The sequence below is a fragment of the Bacillus sp. BP-3 genome, from assembly GCF_028401955.1.
In the GTDB taxonomy this organism is placed as follows: domain Bacteria; phylum Bacillota; class Bacilli; order Bacillales; family Bacillaceae_G; genus Bacillus_A.
Genome location: NZ_JAQOTJ010000006.1, coordinates 179,951 through 199,171, shown reverse-complemented (window position 1 = coordinate 199,171; position 19,221 = coordinate 179,951). Strand labels below are relative to the sequence as shown.

Sequence of the window (19,221 nt, the reverse complement as noted above, 5' to 3'; positions counted from 1 at the left end):
TGATAACTATTATGTCCGTTTGCACTGCTGCTCGTTTTATGTTTTGGCTGCGAGCTGCTGTGTTGTTTACGCTGATTTTTGTCATTTTTGCTGTTACCAGTCTTATTTTGACCCATGAATAATCCCCCCTATTCCTTTTTAGTATGGGACAGAGGATTCTTTTTAATTACGGGAATTATTGTCACTCGTTCGATAATAATTTAGGAGTGCGTTAATTTCTCCGCCAAGTAAAATTACCCAGCCAGTTAAATAAAACCATAATATTAAAATAATAATACCACCGAGACTACCGTATGTAGTAGAATAATTTCCAAAGTTATCGACATAGAACGCAAATGAGTACGATACCACAATCCATCCAATTGCAGCGAATAATGCGCCTGTCATCACTTCTTTTCTCTTTACATGACGATTTGGAGCAAATTTATACAAAAAGCAAAATAAACCGAACAATACAAGAAAACTTAGTAGTAATCGAACAATACTCCACACAAACGAAAATTCATCAGATAAACCTAAAATTTTAAAAATTGCTGATCCAATTAATTGGCCGAATACAGGTAAAATTAAAGCGAAAACAATCATAAAAATCATCGCTAATGTTAATACAATTGACAATGCTCTTGTTAAAATAAACGAACGGGTTTCATTGATATCATAGGCGCGGTTAAATGCCTTCATCACTGCATTAACACCGTTGGATGCAAACCATAACATGGCAAGTAAACCAAACGATAATAACCCACTATTTTGTTTATTCATTATTGTATGTACATTTGCTTCAATTAAACTCATTGCATCTTCAGGGGCATAATTCCTTAAAAAGGTTAATATATCTTCCGTCTCAATTGGAATATATCCAAGAAGCGTTATTAAAAAAACGAGCGCTGGAAAAAGGGAAAGCAAGAAGAAATAAGCGAGCTGTGCTGCTAAGCCCGCCAGATCATCTCGCATTGTTCGATCATACAAGTCTTTTCCAAATGTGAAAACATGATGAGTTCTTGCCTTTTGTACAAATGTTTTCATCTCTTTTAAACGCTTTGCTTTTCTTCTTTATTTTGTTTTAATTCAATATACGCTTCTGATTGCTTCTCTTCTGCAATCGGTTCCTTCGCTCTGCGATCTTCCCCTGTAATTAGCTCTTCTTCTACCTTTACCTCTTCTTTTGGTACAATTGCCTGAATTTCAATTGTTTCTGGTTGTTCCTTTACAGCGTTCTTCTTCCTAAAAATATCTTTCGTCTCTTTTAACGTTTCCACAACAGCTGGCGTTAATTTTTTAATTTCCGCTACTTTTGCTTTTACAACATTAAAATCAGCAAGTTCGCGTCCTTTATCGGTAACTGTTTGTACCTTTTCTTTCAGCTTTGCATTTTCACCAATTTCAATCATTTTTGTTTTTGCTTTTCCTGCTGTCAGTTTTACCTTTTCACGATTCTCCTTCTTTAACATAGAAACCGCCACACCTGCTGCTACACCAATTGCAATATTTCGCACAAGATTTCCCTTCTTTGCCATATTCCTTCACCCTTTCATCTATTTTGTTAGAAAGTTATCTTACTCGAACGAACAAGAAAATCTCAAAGAAAAAATTTTAAGATTAAACTTACCATAAGAGCTCGATTCACTCAACTCATCACTCGGAGCCAAGTATTTTACTTTCTGAACTAACATTCTTATATTCCTTGCTCATTTCGAATGAACGCTAACAATTTTGCACATCCTTCTGTTACAAGGTCATATACTTCTTGAAAGTTCCCTGTAAAGTATGGATCCGGAACATCTGTCCAACCACCGTTTGGAACAAAATCAGATAGTCTGCCGATATAGCGACCTGCCTTGCCTAAAGCCTTTAAATCGTCTAAGTTTTTATTGTCCATTGCAATAATATAATCAAACTTTGTTAAGTCTTCTTTTTCTACTTGACGAGCTTTAATTCCTTCAAAGGATACTGCATTTTCCATTAAAATTTTCTGTGTGCCGTGATGAGGTGGATGGCCGATATGCCAATCCCCTGTTCCAGCCGAATCAACAGCAATTACTGTTTCTAATTTTTCCTTTTTGACAAGCTCACGAAAAATTGCTTCTGCCATCGGAGAACGACAAATGTTTCCTAGACAAACAAATAAAACTCGAACCATATTTGTTTCTTCCCTTCATACTGCATTTGTTATCTTTATATATCCATTTTAATTTTCCGATATATAAGTCGCTGCTATGTAGAATACAGCATGACCGCTTCTATGCGCGGCCAGATGCTCTGATCTCCCCCAAAAAGAAAGAGATTTTTACGTCGGTTTTTTAACTTGTATATTTAGTATAAACAATCAACAATTACTTATAAAGGAAATAGATACTAATTTAATGTGATTGCAAACTTCCGTTAACGAAAATGAGAAAAAAATGTTAAGATAAGTCTATGTTATTTTAAAGGGGGAAACTTCCGTGGATTTATCCGTAAAAACACAAGAGAACGTTGAATATATGGTAGAAGCAATAAAAGAAAAATTACGTATGGTAAACGCTGGTGCAATGAGAGCTGCAAGCTTCAATGAAGACATGTACGAAGACTTACGCGACATTTATGAACACGTTATGAAACGCGACACATTTAGCATTAGCGAAATGCAAGCTATTACAGAAGAATTAGGCACACTAATCAAGAAATAGTAACAAGTGTCCATGGTGGCGGATTCCAAAAGTTTGATACATGTCAATCTTTTGAAATCCGTTTCTTTTTATTTTCAACAAATTTATGACAAATTCCCACATTTATTCGTAAGCCTTCAAAATATTGTAAAATAATATCAACCCCTCATCAGAGACTTCACATCAAATCGAAAATTTCCACACTACAATTGCTAACTGTTTTTCTACTGGAGGTGCTTTCATATGAGCAATTGGTACAGTAAGACAAAAACTCAGATATTGCGTGAACTAGAAACAAATGAACAACAAGGTTTAAGTGAAGAAAGAGCGAAAGAGCGATTAAAAAAATACGGAAAAAACGAACTCGAAATGAAGAAAAAAAGAACTTTGGGTCAACGTATTTTTGCCCAAATCAATGATATTCTCGTTTATGTCCTTTTAATTGCCGCTCTTATTTCTGCCGTTGTCGGCGAATGGGCTGATGCTAGCATTATTGCTGTTGTTGTCATTTTAAATGCTGTAATTGGGATCATTCAAGAATCAAAAGCAGAGCAAGCTTTAGAAGCTCTAAAAAAGATGGCGACTCCAAAAGCAATTGTAAAACGAGGTAGTGAATTAAAAGAAATCCCATCCGAAAATGTCGTTCCCGGAGACATTGTTCTGCTGGATGCAGGTCGCTATATTCCGTGTGACTTACGGCTCATTGAAACAGCCAATTTAAAAATTGAAGAGTCTGCTTTAACGGGCGAATCCGTTCCTGTAGATAAAGATGCAGCGTATAATCCTTCCAAGCACCATAACAAAAAAGTACCACTAGGTGATCAAAAGAATATGGCCTTTATGTCTACACTTGTTACATATGGTCGCGGTGTTGGCGTAGCTACCCAAACGGGTATGCATTCACAAATAGGAAAAATCGCCACTCTCTTGCATCAAGCTGATGATGATACAACACCTCTTCAAAAAAGCTTAGCGCAAGTTGGAAAATATCTAGGCTTTGTCTCTGTAGGAATATGTATCATCATGTTCTTAATCGGTTTTTTCCAAGGCCGTGATACGTTAGAAATGTTTATGACCGCGATTAGTTTAGCAGTTGCTGCGATTCCAGAAGGCTTACCAGCTATCGTTTCTATTGTTCTCGCTATCGGTGTACAACGTATGATTAAACAAAATGTGATTATACGGAAACTACCAGCTGTCGAAGCACTTGGCTCTGTTACAATTATTTGTTCAGATAAGACGGGTACATTAACGCAAAATAAAATGACAGTTACCCACTTTTATAGTGACTGTACATACGATGCATTAGAAAATTTAAACATAAATAATGATGTTCAGCGCCTATTATTAGAAAATATGGTTTTATGTAACGATGCCTCTTACAACTCTGAGTCGCAAACTGGGGATCCCACAGAAATTGCCCTTCTTGTTGCGGGATTGGCCTTTGACGTTCAAAAAGATGCAATGGAAAAGAAACATAAACGCCTAAGTGAATTCCCTTTTGATTCCAATCGTAAAATGATGTCAACGCTGCATGAATACGAAGACAACTACTTTAGTATGACAAAAGGGGCAATCGATAAACTCTTACCGAAGTGCACACATATTTTTAAAAATGGCACTGTGCAGCCATTAACTGAAAGTGATCAAACTGAAATAGTAGCAGCGGCACAAGCGATGTCAAAAAAAGCGTTACGAGTACTTTCGTTCGCTTTCAAACAATACAGTGCCGAGCCTATTAACATGTATGAGGCAGAAGAAAATCTTATCTTCATTGGTCTTGTAGGGATGATTGACCCGCCTCGCCTAGAAGTGAAGGCAGCTATCAAAGAATGCAAGAAAGCTGGCATTCGCACCGTTATGATTACAGGAGATCATAAAGATACAGCCTTCGCCATTGCAAAAGAGCTTGGAATTGCTAAAAAAGAATCCGAAGTAATAATTGGAACACAATTAGATAATCTTTCAGATGAACAGCTCGCAAACGAAATTAATCATTTAAACGTCTTTGCTCGCGTTTCTCCTGAACATAAAGTAAAAATTGTAAAAGCATTACGTGCAAAAGGAAATATCGTTTCCATGACTGGAGATGGTGTTAATGATGCCCCGTCTTTAAAACAAGCAGATGTTGGTGTCGCAATGGGGGTTACCGGAACAGATGTAGCGAAAGGCGCAGCTGATATGGTATTAACTGACGATAATTTCTCTTCAATTGTCAAAGCAGTCGATGAAGGAAGAAACATTTACCATAACATTAAAAAGTCTATTCTATTTTTGCTTTCTTGTAATTTCGGAGAAATCATTGCACTCTTTTTAGCTATTTTACTCGGTTGGGCTACCCCCCTTCGTCCCATTCATATTTTGTGGGTGAATTTAATTACAGATACACTTCCAGCATTATCACTTGGAGTTGATCCAGAAGATCCGGACGTTATGAAGGAGAAACCGCGTCGCGCAGCAGAAAGCTTATTTAGCGGCAGTGTACCATTTCTCATTCTAAACGGAATTGTCATTGGACTCATCACGTTAATTGCCTTTATTGTTGGCGCAAAATTATATACAGGGGATACGAATCTTTTCCCTCTCTTTCCATCGCAAATTGAAGCAGATGCCTTATTACATGCGCAAACAATGGCTTTTGTCACACTGAGTTTTTCACAGCTCGTTCACTCTTTTAATTTACGATCACAAACAAAATCAATCTTCTCTATCGGAATATTTACAAATAAATACTTAGTTTTCTCTCTTCTTATCGGAGTATGTATACAAGTATGTATTATTTCGATCCCATCTCTTGCAAGCATATTTGGTGTCCATGCTTTAACAGTAAACGATTGGGGCTTTGTTTTATTACTTAGTATGATTCCACTACTAATAAATGAAGTAATAAAAATATTTAAAAGGCAGTGAGGAATCTCCTCACTGCCTTTTCTGTTCTTATCCTTGCATTTCTTTCTTAATTCGGTCCGTTAAGTCTGCCATACGCTTACGGCTTTCTTCACGCTCACGTTTGTTTTGTTCTTCAATTTGTTTTGTTTCCTGAACACCTTTCGAAATAATGTTCCAAGTCTCTTCAAGCGTTTCCATCTTAATACTTGAGGAACCTGCTAATTTCGCTACTTCGACACTTTGCGTCGCGATATTTTGTGCATTTTTCTTTAATAGTTCGTTTGTACGGCGGTCAAGTTCTGCCATTGAATCCGCAACAAGCTTTTGTCGTTTTGCATTTACAGCTTGAATAATACCATTTTTAAAAATAGGAATTGTCGTAATAAACGCTGTATTAATTTTTCCGATCAACTTGTTGTTACCACGTTGAATCATACGAATTTGCGGTGCTGTTAATAGCGCAACCATACGCGCTTTTTCTAAATCGTCAATGCGTTGCTCTAAAATCTCTACAGAGTTCTTTAGTGATTCCAGCTCGATTCCTGCAAGTTGATCATTGCTCTGAACACGCTCTTCATACATTGGAACTAATTCTGTTTGCAGACGCTCAAGTAACATTTCACCCGCAACAACGTATTTCTCTAAATCTAAATAGTATTTTAAGTTTTGCTCATACAAACCATCTAACGTACCAATTGAACGTTTCATTTCATCTTGATATTTCGTGATTTCCACGTATACTTTATCCATTTCGCGTCCCATCGTTTGATACTTATTAAAGATTTGTTCAATCATTTGATTTCCTTTTTTAAATAAACGAGAGAAAAAACCGCTCTTTTCTTCAACGAAATCTTTACTGTCAAACTTGTCCATAATTTTTCCAAGCTGCTTTAATAGCTCACCAGAATCTTCTACTTTAGATAATGTCATCGTATGTAAAATTTGATCAGCAAACCTTGAAATCTCTACAGATGGCTCTTTTCCTAGCTCAATTAATTCCAATTGATCTTTTATATCTACACCATTATAAATGCGCTGTACTTCAGGATCTTCTCTTAACTGCAGACGAATATTTTGTGATGTTTGTTCAGTCAATTCTGTTGTTGGATCTAGTACGATTGGATTCATATATGTATCTTCCTTTCTTTATAAAAACGGCTTAAACAACCCTTTTAAAGTATTTGATAAATTTTTATAGGACGACGCACCGTGAAACTCTACATCAAAGCTCACTTCTTCTAACCAATGGGAATCAAATGCGCCCGCTTCAATATACTGCTCGATATCATTACGTCCTGTCGGATTAAAATGTAACACATCGACACCAATTTGATTTAAAAAGAGCATGACTACCGCGTCAGAACGCGTCAGTTCTCCACTTTTCTCATTGTTAAATATGACTATTTTCGGCACTTCTTGTGAATAATCAAATTTCTCAAGCTGCTCAAGTATGTTCGGCGGGATTTGCGAAAGCTGGGCAAACACATATAAAGCAACATCTTGCTCTTTTTCAGATCCCATTCTTTTGCAAAGCCCACTTTCACATGTATGAATGATTGCCTCTGCAATCCCATATTGCAATCCTTCTGGTAAACGCTTATGCGGCCACCAATGACTTTGAATGATGTTCTGTGCATCAAGTTTTCCTGAACGGTTTAACGCATCACGATAATGGAATTGAAAATTCGCTTTCTGTTCCTTCATAAAAGGAAATTGATTAATTAGCAAACTATTTTCATATGATGTTAACGTTTTTAATCTTTGAAAATACTCTTTCTCATTTTTAGAGACACCAGACACTTTTGCAAATAACGATGGAATATAAATATGTTGGTTTTCTACAAAGAATGTTGGTCTTATAAATGCTTTTTCTTTCGTAATGATAAACAGTTCATCATACGTCGTTTTTAACGTCCGGGCAACTGGTGTGTACGCCCTGAATTGCCATGGTTTATACAAGAGTGAATTATCATGATGAAGCACCTGTTCAATCTCTTTTGAAGCTTGATACGCAACAGTTGCAACGCGCTCCCTCTTTTTATCTGGAAATGGCTCTAATGAAATTCGACTTGGATGCGAAATCACAAATGTTCGACTTTCTTCATCGATTGTTTCAAAACCATCTTTTCCTTCTGGGTGATAATACAATACGTCACATCCGAGCATAATAAGAAAGTATAAAAAGTAAATTCGACTTTCCGACGCATCACCGTACCATATAATTTGCGGCATTTGTACTTTATAATCTTTTTGTGAAAACCATTTCGAAATGTAATTTTCACTTAACTTAATCATATCAATTAAAAAACGGCGAAAACCTTCTGTTTTTAACGATTGATTATGCTGTTTTTCGTACAGCTTTAAAATTGAAATAAATGTTGTATGTATGTAGTGTTGTATATCAGGATGATCTACTTCGGGCAACAAACGTTTCCCCGTTAAATGAGCAACGAGACGATTAACAGTTAAACCGTTTGCGGCTTGTTGGTGCAGTGAAAAAACTTCCTGAATATCGCGAAGCTTCTCTGAAGAAATGACCTTATTTAAATTTTGCTCATGAAGCACAGTGATTTTCTCATTTTGACTATACTCAAATAACTGGTTATAATACTCATCCGCATCATTTGGCACACCAAGAATGCGACATCCTATATAACTAAAATGCAGATTATTCTCTGTCAATTCATAATGCGGCCGCTTTGCTAAACTGACTTCAAACTGTTTTAATACTTCTTCCCCACCGAGTAGCTGTGGATGAAATGTAAAACGTGAAAACACACTCGTTCACCTCCAAACGAAACGTTTATAAAAAATGGGCGCTCATATGACGAGCAAACCCATTTAGTCTATTAACCTATTAATCTTCTTTCTTAGAAGCTGCCACCTCTTCACGAGTTTGGCGAGATGTTTTCATATAATGTAAAATAAATGTCGCACCAAATGCAATAACTAAAATGATGAAGAATAACCAGTGCTGCATTTCAATACCAAATACAGAAAGCAACATTTTCGCAGCAATAATTCCAATTAATATATATGCTGTCGTTTCTAGTTCTGGAATACGCTCTAGTAATCGTAAAAATACGCCGGCAATACCACGCATCATTAAAATACCAAGCATTCCGCCAAGAAGTAAAATCCATACTTCATTTGAAACACCAAATGCTGCAAGAACGCTATCCACAGAGAACGCAATGTCCATTAACTCAACCATTACAACTGTTCCCCAGAACATGCCAAACATTCTAAATAGAATGCTATCTTGCTTCATACCGTGACCTTCTTCATCTTCTTCATTTCCTTTAGATTTATCAATGAAGTGTTTCACAGAAAGCCATGCAAGATAAAGAGCACCTAGTACTTTTACCCATGCTAATTTAATTAAGTACATACCAATTCCGATGGCAATAAAACGAAATGCATACGCACCAATAAGTCCATAAAATAAAGCTTTTTTACGCTTTTCTTCGGGAAGATGTTTTACCATAACAGCTAATACAAGCGCATTATCAGCAGATAGCAATCCTTCCAAAATGACAAGCGTACCAATTAATCCCCAAGATACTGGATCTGTTAATACTTTTACCCACATATCTAAATCAAAGAATTGGGCATACGTATCAAGAATTCCGTGTAAAATCTCCATACAGCTTTTGACTCCTATTCTATTTTTAAATTTCTAGAAAGTGGAAAAGAAGGAAACGAAAGTCGCTTCCTTCTTATGCATCCAAGCCGTACGCTCTTACAAGCGCACCTAGTCCACCTTGGAAGCCACTTCCGACAGCATTAAACTTCCACTGTCCATTATGACGGTATAATTCACAAAAGACAACCGCTGTTTCAATGGAGAAATCTTCCCCTAAATCATAGCGAAGCACTTCTTCATTTGTTTCTTCATTTGCTAAACGAACAAACGCATTGGCAACTTGTCCAAAGTTTTGACGACGACCCTCTGCATCATAAATGGTAACTGTAATCGCAATACGGTGTACATCAGCTGGGATTTTGTTTAGATCAACAACTAATTGTTCATCGTCACCTTCACCTTCTCCAGTTCGGTTATCACCTGTATGTGTAACAGAACCACAAGGAGACTGTAAATTGTTATAAAAGATAAAGTCTGTTTCTTTCGTACATTTACCTTCTTGATTTAATAAGAAAGCAGATGCATCTAAATCATAGTCAGATCCACCATCATATTGTTTAATATCCCAACCAAGACCAATAATCGCTTTCGTAAGGCCTGGGCTTGTCTTACCTAAATCAATTTTTTGTCCTTTTTGTAACTGAATGACCATCGCGATTCACCTCTATTTACATAGATTCTTTACTCTACATCTAAACCAAAGTTTTTACATAAAGCTGCTAATCCACCTTGGAAGCCGCTTCCAATCGCATTGAACTTCCAATCACTGTTATGACGGTATAATTCACCGACTACAACTGCTGTTTCAATCGAGAAGTCTTCACCTAAGTCATAGCGAATTAGCTCTGTTTTCTTCTCTTCATCTAAAATGCGCACAAAGGAGTTAGATACTTGTCCAAAGTTTTGATGACGACCTTCTCCATCATAAATTGTAATCGTAAAGCAAATACGCTCGATATGCGCAGGAACATTTTTCAAATCAACTTTGATTGTTTCATCGTCCCCTTCACCTTCTCCTGTACGATTATCACCTAAATGCTGTACAGATCCGTTTGCTCCAGTTGGATTATTATAGAAAACGAAGTCTTCTCCTCCGCCAACTTTACCATTTGCTCCAACTAAGAAAATACTTACATCTAGATCAAAGTCAGCCTGTCCATCATATTTATTTGTATCCCAGCCAAGACCAACAATTACTTTTGAAAGACCTGGATTTGTTTTCGTTAAATCTACTTTTTGTCCTTTTTGTAATGAAATAACTGCCATATGTAGCGCCTCCTTAAAAGTTATTGATAACGCGTAACGATTTCACTTAAATTTTTAGCTTGTGTTCCTTCTCCAATTGCTGAGAACTTCCATTCATTATCATGACGGTACATTTCGCCAGCAATTAAAGTTGTCTTTCCGCCGTAGTTATCCGTTAAGCTATAACGTGCTAACTCTTCACCTGTTTGCGGATTTTGAATACGAATATACGCGTTGCGAATCATCCCAAAATCTTGACGACGGTTCACGCAATCATAAATATTTACAACAAAGATAAGGCGGTTTATTCTAGATGGAACTTTGTGTAATTCAACAAAAATGGTTTCATCATCCCCTGCACCTTCTCCTGTTAAATTATCACCTGAATGAGCAACACTTCCGCAAGAAGATAACTTATTGCCAAAATAAATGAGATCATGTTTATGTAAAAATCGATCATTCTCAAGCATGATCACAGATGCATCACAATCAATATTTGGCTTACTTCCAAACAATGAAGATAAAAATCCACCCGCTTTTTCAATCGGATCCCAACCTAGGCCAACTTGTAGCTTCGTTAACCCTGGTTTCCCTTTCGTTAAGTCGATCTTCTGTCCTTTTTCTAAAATGATAGGCATGAAGTCTCTTCCTTTCTACGAATCACTTTCCAGCTAGGAAAATATTGTATTCTTTCTTTATATTGTAGCATTTTTCATAGATTGAGAAAAAGAATAATTTTTCGATTATATGAAAACATCTAGTTTATTTCTCTGCACCGATGTCAGAAGTGAACAACCCAAAAATTATTTCCCTGTAACATTATCAATCTAGCTATTTTTTAATATGAGGATACAAGTTTTACAGAACTTGCTTTCACATACACACTATTATACGCTGTGTTGTCAGAAACTAGCTCATAATAAGTTCCACTTGAAGTTTGAATCGTGTTCTTAATTGCAACTGTCATATTAAGAGGTGCTACACTCGCTTGTGCTCCACCTATATTTTTGAATAACACAGATCCAACTTGCACCGTACCTAACTGATATCTATTCAAATCTTTTCCACCATTCATGGTGTCAAGTCTATTCATAAGAGAAGCAATTTGTTGGCCCCAATTTTCATCACTTGCATACATGACGTTCATACCTTGTGATTTATCTCCCAAATTCCCGCCATTATATGTCCAGCCATTTGGATTTAAATAGTTTTTGTCGATATACGAAGCACAGAAGTTAATACCTTCTTCCCATGTTTTAAATGACGTTGCACCATTATACGGATCAGAATCTACCGCTTTAAAACCAAATAAATTTTTCTTATCTCGTGCAATACGACTTTTTCCCCAACCGGATTCTAAAATAGCATGAGATAGTAAATAACCCGCATTTAAATTATATTTTTGTGCTGCATTAACAAAATACTGTCCAGTTCCAATCAACGGACTGTCTGCACTATTCTTTCTTAAGAAATCATCAATGTCTTTTGCTGTATAAGTAGAGGTAGCGCGAATCGGCACATATTCAAAATATTGATAACTATCTTGTCCACCAATTTGTGTTTTATCAAATGCCTCATAACGCTGCCCTTCTTGTAGGTGCTTCGGTGCATTACCAATTTGGTACGGCGTATACTTACTCGTAGAGTTATTATATACATAGTGATAAAGCTTTCCATTTTTCACTGTATAATATGACGTTGATTCATGAACCATATTTGGATATAAAGTAACATCATCTATATTGACATATCCTGTTGTACCATCAATTTTCACATGCACACGGTCTCCATCGGCTTTTATGAACTTTAAGTCAGCTCCTTCTCGTACATATGTTAACTTTTTACCAGTCGCAATGTCATAAATATTAATCAACTTATTCGCTCGCACAAAGCCTTGTTTCATATTCATAACTTTTCCACCGCTAACAATATAACCATCTTCTTGCCTTGTCTGCAGTTCTTTTTCTGCTTCCGCCCCGTTCGATTTTTGAACTTTCCCTGCCTCTGTGACCACTTCATAAGAAGATGATTGTTTTAATTTTAAGAACTGTAGAGAAGCATAACCTTCTACACCATTTACTCGAACTTTCGCCCAACCATTTTCCTTTCCTAATACTGAAACGGACTCACCATTTTTCAAGTGGGCTACAATTGAAGCACTTGTTGAAGGACCTTGGCGCACATTTAATAAAGATGCATTTACAACTCCTCGTTCTTCTGTCACTTGTCCATTGTTTCCACTATTTCCATTGTTCCCATTCGAATTCGTACTAATTTGTACAAACTCTAGCGATACATAGCCTTCTTTTCCGTTATATGCAATCTTCGCCCAGCCGTTTACTTTTCCTAATACCGTTATCTTCTCGCCTTGTTTTAAGTTTCCAAGAATGCTACTGTTTGTGTTCGCTGCGCTTCTTACTCGCAGACTTGTTGCTGTAATTGTTCCTGTTTCTTGCGTACCTGTCGCAATATTTTCTGGTGGTTTTTCCGCCGGTTTTTCTGCTGCCTTACCTTCTAATTTCACAAACTCTAGCGATACATAGCCTTCTTTTCCGTTATACGCAATCTTCGCCCAGCCGTTTGCTTTTCCTAATACCGTTATCTTCTCGCCTTGTTTTAAGTTTCCAAGAATGCTACTGTTTGTGTTCGCTGCGCTTCTTACTCGCAGACTTGTTGCTGTAATTGTTCCTGTTTCTTGCGTACCTGTCGCAATATTTTCTGGTGGTTTTTCCGCCGGTTTTTCTGCTGCCTTACCTTCTAATTTCACAAACTCTAGCGATACATAGCCTTCTTTTCCGTTATACGCAATCTTCGCCCAGCCGTTTGCTTTTCCTAATACCGTTACTTTCTCGCCCTGCTTTAAATTTCCAAGAATCGTACCGCTTGTGTTTGCCGCACTTCTTACCCGCAGACTTGTCGCTGTGATTGTTCCTGCCTCTTGCGGACCATTATTAATTGTTGGTTGCTGCGGCGGTGCTGGTTGCGGTGCTACTCCTGCTTTCTCTCCCACTTTGATAAATTCTAGTGAAACATAACCTTCTTTTCCTTTATATTCAATTTTGGCCCAGCCATTCGCTTTTCCTATAACGGTAACAGTCTCTCCTTTTTGAACACTTCCAAGAAGAGTGCTACCTACAGCAGGACTATTACGAACATTTAAACGTGTTGCTGTGACAACACCTGTTTCACGTTGTCCATTATTAATAGTTATTTGTTGCTTCGATTCTATTGTAGGCTTTACTCCTGCCATCTTTAAAAACTGCAGTGAAACATAGCCCTCTTTCCCATTGTAAGAAATTTTTGCCCAATCTTTTTGTACTTCTAATACCTTTACAGTTGTTCCTTGCTTTACTTGTCCGACAATTGGACTTTGAGTCGTTGGTTGTTGACGTATATTTAAATTTGTGGCATTTACTGCAGCTGTGCTTTCTTCTTGCGCAAAAGCATTTGTAGAAACAAGAGATGCTGCCGTCACTAAAAATGTACCTGCTATTATTTGCTTTGTTGTTTGTTTCATGATTAATTAGAATATAAGGATATTTATATTCTGAAGTCACTTCCTTTCCTTATTTCTTATCTCATATTATAGCATAGTTACCATCACACCTTCTGTTTGAAAGTTATTAAAATCTATAAAATTATATATATTTTTATAAGAATACTGATATATCAGCGATTCGACACGATATAAAGTGAAACTTCCACCAGTGATGCTTTTTTCACTGATGGAAGGCCCGCCTAATTGGGTTTTTACGGGCAGTTTTCTTCCCCATTCTTCTCCAACCTTTACCGCCCACAAATAACGGGATAAAGGCCATTTGATAATGTTCAATATCCTAAATACACAAAAAGGAGCTGACATTAGTCCTTTTTCGAGTCAGCTCCTTCTCATTCTTTAATATGCCTTCCCCCAATACACCATATGTTTTGCCTCTTTCTCACAGCACACACAATGCTTAGCTAATTCTTCTTGTTCAAATGGCATACAACGTGATGTAACGCCTGCTTCTTCTTTTAACTTTTCTTCACAATCAAGACTTCCACACCACATCGCTTTAATAAAGCCTTGCTTTTCTGCTGCTACTTGCTTCATCTCTTCAAAAGTAGTGGCTATATACGTTTTTTCTTCACGCAAAGCTTTTGCTTTTTCAAATAGAGACTGCTGAATATCCTCAATTAAATTTGTAATGCGTTCTTCTAATTCATTTATAGCTACAAATTCTTTTTCTTTCGTATCACGGCGTACAAGGACAACTTGATTTTTTTCAATATCTTTTGGCCCTACTTCTAAACGAACTGGTATACCTTTCATCTCATATTCATTAAACTTCCAGCCTGGTGTTTTGTTGCTTGCATCCATTTTTACGCGCGCAACTTTTTGAATACGAGCTTGCAGTTCAGCTGCTTTTTCTAATACACCTTCTTTATGCTGAGCAATTGGTACAATCATCACTTGCGTTGGTGCAATCTTTGGTGGTAATACAAGTCCATTATCATCGCTATGCACCATAATAAGACCACCAATCATTCTCGTTGATACACCCCAAGATGTTTGATGCGCATATTGCCACTTTCCATTTCGATCGAGAAACTTAATATCAAATGCTTCTGTGAAGTTCGTGCCAAAATTATGCGACGTGCCCGTTTGTAATGCTTTTCCATCATGCATTAAGCTTTCAATTGTATAAGTCGCTTTTGCCCCTGCAAATTTTTCTTTTTCCGTCTTCTGCCCTTTTATAACTGGAATCGCTAAATACTCCTCACAAAACGATGCATATATATTTAAAATGTTAAGTGTTTCTTGCTGTGACTCTTCTGCTGTTTCATGAATTGTATGACCTTCTTGCCATAAAAATTCGGTTGTGCGTAAAAATGGACGTGTTGTTTTTTCCCAGCGGACAACAGAGCACCACTGATTATATAGCTTTGGTAAATCATTATAAGATTGTACAATTTTCGAAAAATGCTCACAGAATAACGTTTCTGATGTTGGACGAACGCAGAGACGCTCAGCTAATTCCTCATCCCCGCCGTGCGTTACCCACGCTACTTCTGGCGCAAAACCTTCTACATGATCTTTCTCTTTTTGAAGTAAACTTTCTGGAATAAACATTGGCATATATACATTTTCATGACCTGTTTCTTTTAACTTTTCATCCATTACTTTTTGAATGTTTTCCCAAAGTGCATACCCATACGGACGTAAAATCATACATCCTTTTACACTTGAATAATCAACAAGTTCAGCTTTTTTTACGATATCCGTATACCACTGTGCGAAATCTTCTTCCATTTTTGTAATGGCTTGTACTTGTTCTTTTTTCATTTTCTTTTCCTCCTTCACAAAATAAAAAAAGCCCGCATCCCTAAAATAGGGACCGAGCTTTTTGCCGGCGTTACCACCCTGATTCATATACAACATGTATATGCTCTCTTGTTCGATAACGGGAATATCCCGCTGCATACGCAGAACTCAAAGGTAGGTTCCATATTATCTTTTAAGAATCTCTCAGCCACTGGATTCTCTCTCTGCGAAAAGATTGAATATGTACTAATCCTTTTTCATCGTCATAACAATATAAATTTGTTGATTATCATAATACACACCACATTATAACGCAATAGGGAATTTTTTGATTTTTATATATTCTTTTCAGTTTATTTTGTTTTATACTCGTATTACATATATTTATTCCGGAAAAATTTCACGATTTGATGAAGTAACATCCCAATAAGTGTCCCAATTGATATAAAAAGACATAAGAAACCATATCCCATACCTTCCCATCCACCAATGAAAAATAACGTACATAAAAAACCAACCAAGCAAATGATAATCATAATAAGTCCAAACGAAATATCAAGCGAACGATTTGGGAAACTTTTGCGTAATGTGAAGGAAATCAAAAAAACAAGAACCATTGTGATTATGCTACTCATTAGAAAAAATTCCATTCTTTTCACTCCTTTAATTATATTATACGTTTATAAGTCTAAAAATTCTAAAAAAACTCTCTTATTGGTAGTAGTTTTTATTATCAAGTATTAATAGTAATATATAAAAATAGGTTATAGGACTTTTGGAGGTATTATTCTATGAACAGACCTGCAGCAAAACATGTTATTATCTTATCTTTTGATTGTTTATCAGCTTTAGATTTTCCTATATTACAAAACCTTCCGCACTTCCGTTCTTTACTAAAGCGTGGTGCATACGCTGAAAAAGTTGAAAGTATTTATCCATCTGTTACATATCCATCTCATACAACAATTGTGACAGGCAATTATCCTGCGAAACATGGGGTTGTAAACAATACGCTGCTACAACCAGGGAAAGAATCACCGGATTGGCACTGGTACCGCCGCTCGATTCAAGGAACAACCCTCTATGATGAAGCGCGAAAAGCAAACTTAAAAACAGCTGCACTTCTATGGCCTGTAACAGGAAGAGCAAAAATTGACTACAACATGCCAGAAATTTTTCCAAATCGTCCATGGCAAAATCAAGTGCTCGTCTCCTTATTCAGCGGGAACCCACTGTATCAACTAGAGTTAAATCAGCGTTTTGGTCACATTCGGAATGGTTTGTCACAACCGGAGCTAGATGATTTTGTACTTGCTTCTGCGGTACACACAATTCAAACGAAAAAGCCAAATCTTATGTTTGTTCATTTTACTGATTTAGACACACAGCGCCATTATCATGGATTTTCTTCTGAGGAAACAGTCGCAGCGATTCATCGCCATGACAAGCGTCTAGGTGCAATTGTTGATGCACTCCGCGAAAGCGGTATGTATGACAAGGCGACGCTCATTGCGCTTGGAGATCATAGCGCATTAGATGAGCAGAAGGCTATTCAATTAAATGTCTTATTGCGTGAAAAAGGCTTTCTTACTGTGAATCAAAAAGGGGAAGTAACAGATTGGAAAGCTTATTGTCAAAGCTGTGACGGCTCAGCATATATATACGTAAAAGACAAAAATGATACAGAAACCATTGGAAGTTTACACCGTTTACTACAAGAGCTCATACAAGATAAACAAAACGGTATAGAATTTCTATTAACCGATGAGGAAGCAAAAGATTTAGGTGCCGACGGGAATTGCCTCTTTATGCTGGAAGCACGAGAAGGATATTACTTTTTAGAGAATCATACTGGAGACTTGATAAGAGAGATTACAAGAAAAGATGTGACCTCTAATAAAAAATATACGTTTGGTACCCACGGCTATTCTCCATCAAAGCCAAATTACGAAACGATTTTTATGGCAGCTGGTAAAGGAATTCGTCAAGGCACCATTATTCCGCACATGCGACTGATTGATGAAGGTCCTACAATTGCAAGATTACTTGGATTATATCTTGGCGAAACAGACGGAAAGGTTATAGAGGATCTATTAGAATTGTAAAGTTTCGTAAATACTGTGTAAATATTCAGTTAGTTTCTCTTTTTTACTTACGTATTTCTGTACAATAACATTACATTAGTTAGAGGAGGAACATATATGAAGAAAATGTCCAGGCAAGAAAAAAGCTGGATATTATATGACTGGGCAAACTCAGTATATTCACTCGTTATTACAACTGCTATATTTCCAATCTACTTTAAAGCAGCCGCTAAAGAAGCTGGACTTGCAGGTACAACATCAACTGCATATTGGGGGTATGCAAATTCCTTTGCGACACTTATGGTGTCTATACTCGCTCCAATTCTTGGTACAATTGCTGATTATAAAGGTTTTAAGAAACGTTTCTTCACATTCTTTTTCCTATTAGGCATTACTTTTACAAGTATGTTGGCAGTCGTACCAACTTCACAGTGGATTCTTTTACTCGGCTGTTATATGCTCGCTTTAATTGGATTTGCAGGAGCCAATATTTTTTACGATGCGTTTTTGATAGATGTGACGACAGAGGAACGAATGAACCGTATTTCAACACGCGGCTTTGCCCTTGGCTATATTGGAAGCACGATTCCATTTATCGGCTGTATGACCCTTATTATTCTTTCACAAAAAAGTATCGTCCCATTGTCAGTCGGCGTGGCAAGCCAAATTTCATTCGCAATTACAGCGCTTTGGTGGGGACTCTTTACAATCCCTATGTTAAAAAATGTTGAACAACATTATTATATCGAACGTGATCCAAATCCTGTTGCGACAAGCTTTAAACGCCTTGCTTATACGTTTAAAAATATCCGTCAATATCGAACAGTTTTTTTCTTCCTCCTTGCCTATTTCTTCTATATTGATGGCGTCGACACAATCATTACTATGTCAACAGCATATGGAACGGACCTTGGCATTAGCGCAACAAGTTTAATAATTATTTTATTCGTTACGCAAATTGTCGCCTGCCCATTTGCACTATTATATGGTAAGTTATCTGAAACATTTACCGGAAAGAAAATGCTATATGTTGGTATTATTATTTATATTATTATTTGTACGTACGCTTACTTCCTAAAAACAACGTTAGATTTCTGGATTTTGGCAATGCTCGTTGCTAGTTCACAAGGTGGTATTCAAGCGTTAAGCCGCTCCTATTTTGCAAAGCTCATTCCGAAAGAATCAGCAAACGAATTCTTTGGGTTTTATAACATATTTGGTAAATTCGCAGCCATTATGGGCCCGGTTCTCGTCGGTGTCACAACGCAGTTAACTGGTAAAACAAACGCTGGTGTTTTAAGTATTGTCGTACTATTTATAATAGGAGGATTTCTGTTAACACGTGTACCAGAGAGTTCTTCGCCTTCTGTAACAGAACCTTCTCAAAAACCAGAAACATTATAA

The 19,221-nt window shown here is 36.9% G+C and carries 17 protein-coding genes and 1 other annotated feature; of the genes, 4 read left to right on the top strand and 13 right to left on the bottom strand.

The genetic code is table 11. The features are described 5' to 3' along the window. Window positions 1-162: 162 nt before the first annotated feature. The 3 genes from PLX19_RS12365 to PLX19_RS12355 all read right to left on the bottom strand — a co-directional run bounded on the left by PLX19_RS12365 (window position 163) and on the right by PLX19_RS12355 (window position 2,140). Window positions 163-1,026 carry a YihY/virulence factor BrkB family protein gene (locus PLX19_RS12365; protein WP_272188934.1) on the bottom strand — a complete coding sequence of 288 codons (864 nt, stop codon included), beginning with the start codon at window positions 1,024-1,026 and terminating at the stop codon, window positions 163-165. A gap of 5 nt (window positions 1,027-1,031) precedes the next feature. Continuing rightward, complete coding sequence (locus tag PLX19_RS12360) at window positions 1,032-1,517, bottom strand: DUF4075 domain-containing protein (RefSeq protein WP_272188933.1); 486 nt, start codon at window positions 1,515-1,517, stop codon at window positions 1,032-1,034. 158 nt (window positions 1,518-1,675) lie between these two features. Continuing rightward, complete coding sequence (locus tag PLX19_RS12355; RefSeq protein WP_272188932.1) at window positions 1,676-2,140, bottom strand: low molecular weight protein-tyrosine-phosphatase; 465 nt, start codon at window positions 2,138-2,140, stop codon at window positions 1,676-1,678. 304 nt (window positions 2,141-2,444) lie between these two features. Here PLX19_RS12355 and PLX19_RS12350 point away from each other — a divergent pair, with 304 nt between their 5' ends. Continuing rightward, window positions 2,445-2,669, top strand: a complete 225-nt coding sequence (locus tag PLX19_RS12350; protein ID WP_272188931.1) for a DUF1128 domain-containing protein — start codon at window positions 2,445-2,447, stop codon at window positions 2,667-2,669. A gap of 222 nt (window positions 2,670-2,891) precedes the next feature. Continuing rightward, the gene (locus PLX19_RS12345) at window positions 2,892-5,558 is read left to right on the top strand and encodes a cation-translocating P-type ATPase (protein ID WP_272188930.1); all 2,667 of its coding nucleotides are present in this window, start codon (window positions 2,892-2,894) and stop codon (window positions 5,556-5,558) included. 27 nt (window positions 5,559-5,585) lie between these two features. On the opposite strand, the gene PLX19_RS12340 is transcribed toward PLX19_RS12345, so the two are convergent. From PLX19_RS12340 to PLX19_RS12295, 10 genes are all read right to left on the bottom strand, one after another. After that, the gene (locus tag PLX19_RS12340; RefSeq protein WP_272188929.1) at window positions 5,586-6,665 is read right to left on the bottom strand and encodes a toxic anion resistance protein; all 1,080 of its coding nucleotides are present in this window, start codon (window positions 6,663-6,665) and stop codon (window positions 5,586-5,588) included. A gap of 18 nt (window positions 6,666-6,683) precedes the next feature. Next, window positions 6,684-8,315 carry a YceG family protein gene (locus tag PLX19_RS12335; protein WP_272188928.1) on the bottom strand — a complete coding sequence of 544 codons (1,632 nt, stop codon included), beginning with the start codon at window positions 8,313-8,315 and terminating at the stop codon, window positions 6,684-6,686. Window positions 8,316-8,394: 79 nt separating this feature from the next. After that, complete coding sequence (locus PLX19_RS12330; protein WP_272188927.1) at window positions 8,395-9,183, bottom strand: TerC family protein; 789 nt, start codon at window positions 9,181-9,183, stop codon at window positions 8,395-8,397. 73 nt (window positions 9,184-9,256) lie between these two features. Next, on the bottom strand, window positions 9,257-9,835 hold the full coding sequence (locus tag PLX19_RS12325) for a TerD family protein (RefSeq protein WP_272188925.1): 579 nt from the start codon (window positions 9,833-9,835) through the stop codon (window positions 9,257-9,259). 29 nt (window positions 9,836-9,864) lie between these two features. Continuing rightward, the gene (locus PLX19_RS12320; protein ID WP_272188923.1) at window positions 9,865-10,449 is read right to left on the bottom strand and encodes a TerD family protein; all 585 of its coding nucleotides are present in this window, start codon (window positions 10,447-10,449) and stop codon (window positions 9,865-9,867) included. 20 nt (window positions 10,450-10,469) lie between these two features. Beyond that, window positions 10,470-11,066, bottom strand: coding sequence for a TerD family protein (locus tag PLX19_RS12315; RefSeq protein ID WP_272188921.1), 597 nt, complete (start codon window positions 11,064-11,066; stop codon window positions 10,470-10,472). Window positions 11,067-11,266: 200 nt separating this feature from the next. Then, on the bottom strand, window positions 11,267-13,945 hold the full coding sequence (locus tag PLX19_RS12310; RefSeq protein WP_272188920.1) for an SH3 domain-containing protein: 2,679 nt from the start codon (window positions 13,943-13,945) through the stop codon (window positions 11,267-11,269). A 66-nt stretch (window positions 13,946-14,011) separates the two neighbouring features. Beyond that, complete coding sequence (locus tag PLX19_RS12305) at window positions 14,012-14,260, bottom strand: hypothetical protein (protein WP_272188918.1); 249 nt, start codon at window positions 14,258-14,260, stop codon at window positions 14,012-14,014. 63 nt (window positions 14,261-14,323) lie between these two features. Beyond that, a complete protein-coding gene (gene proS, locus PLX19_RS12300) occupies window positions 14,324-15,754 on the bottom strand; it encodes a proline--tRNA ligase (RefSeq protein WP_272188916.1) in 1,431 nt (476 codons plus the stop codon). Between the two features lie 44 nt (window positions 15,755-15,798). Further along, window positions 15,799-16,003, bottom strand: a binding site (T-box leader). A 104-nt stretch (window positions 16,004-16,107) separates the two neighbouring features. After that, window positions 16,108-16,383, bottom strand: a complete 276-nt coding sequence (locus PLX19_RS12295; RefSeq protein ID WP_272188914.1) for a YesK-like family protein — start codon at window positions 16,381-16,383, stop codon at window positions 16,108-16,110. Between the two features lie 141 nt (window positions 16,384-16,524). On the opposite strand from PLX19_RS12295, the gene PLX19_RS12290 reads away from it, so the two are divergent. Further along, window positions 16,525-17,838, top strand: coding sequence for an alkaline phosphatase family protein (locus PLX19_RS12290; protein WP_272188912.1), 1,314 nt, complete (start codon window positions 16,525-16,527; stop codon window positions 17,836-17,838). A 96-nt stretch (window positions 17,839-17,934) separates the two neighbouring features. Next, on the top strand, window positions 17,935-19,221 hold the full coding sequence (locus PLX19_RS12285) for an MFS transporter (protein ID WP_272188910.1): 1,287 nt from the start codon (window positions 17,935-17,937) through the stop codon (window positions 19,219-19,221).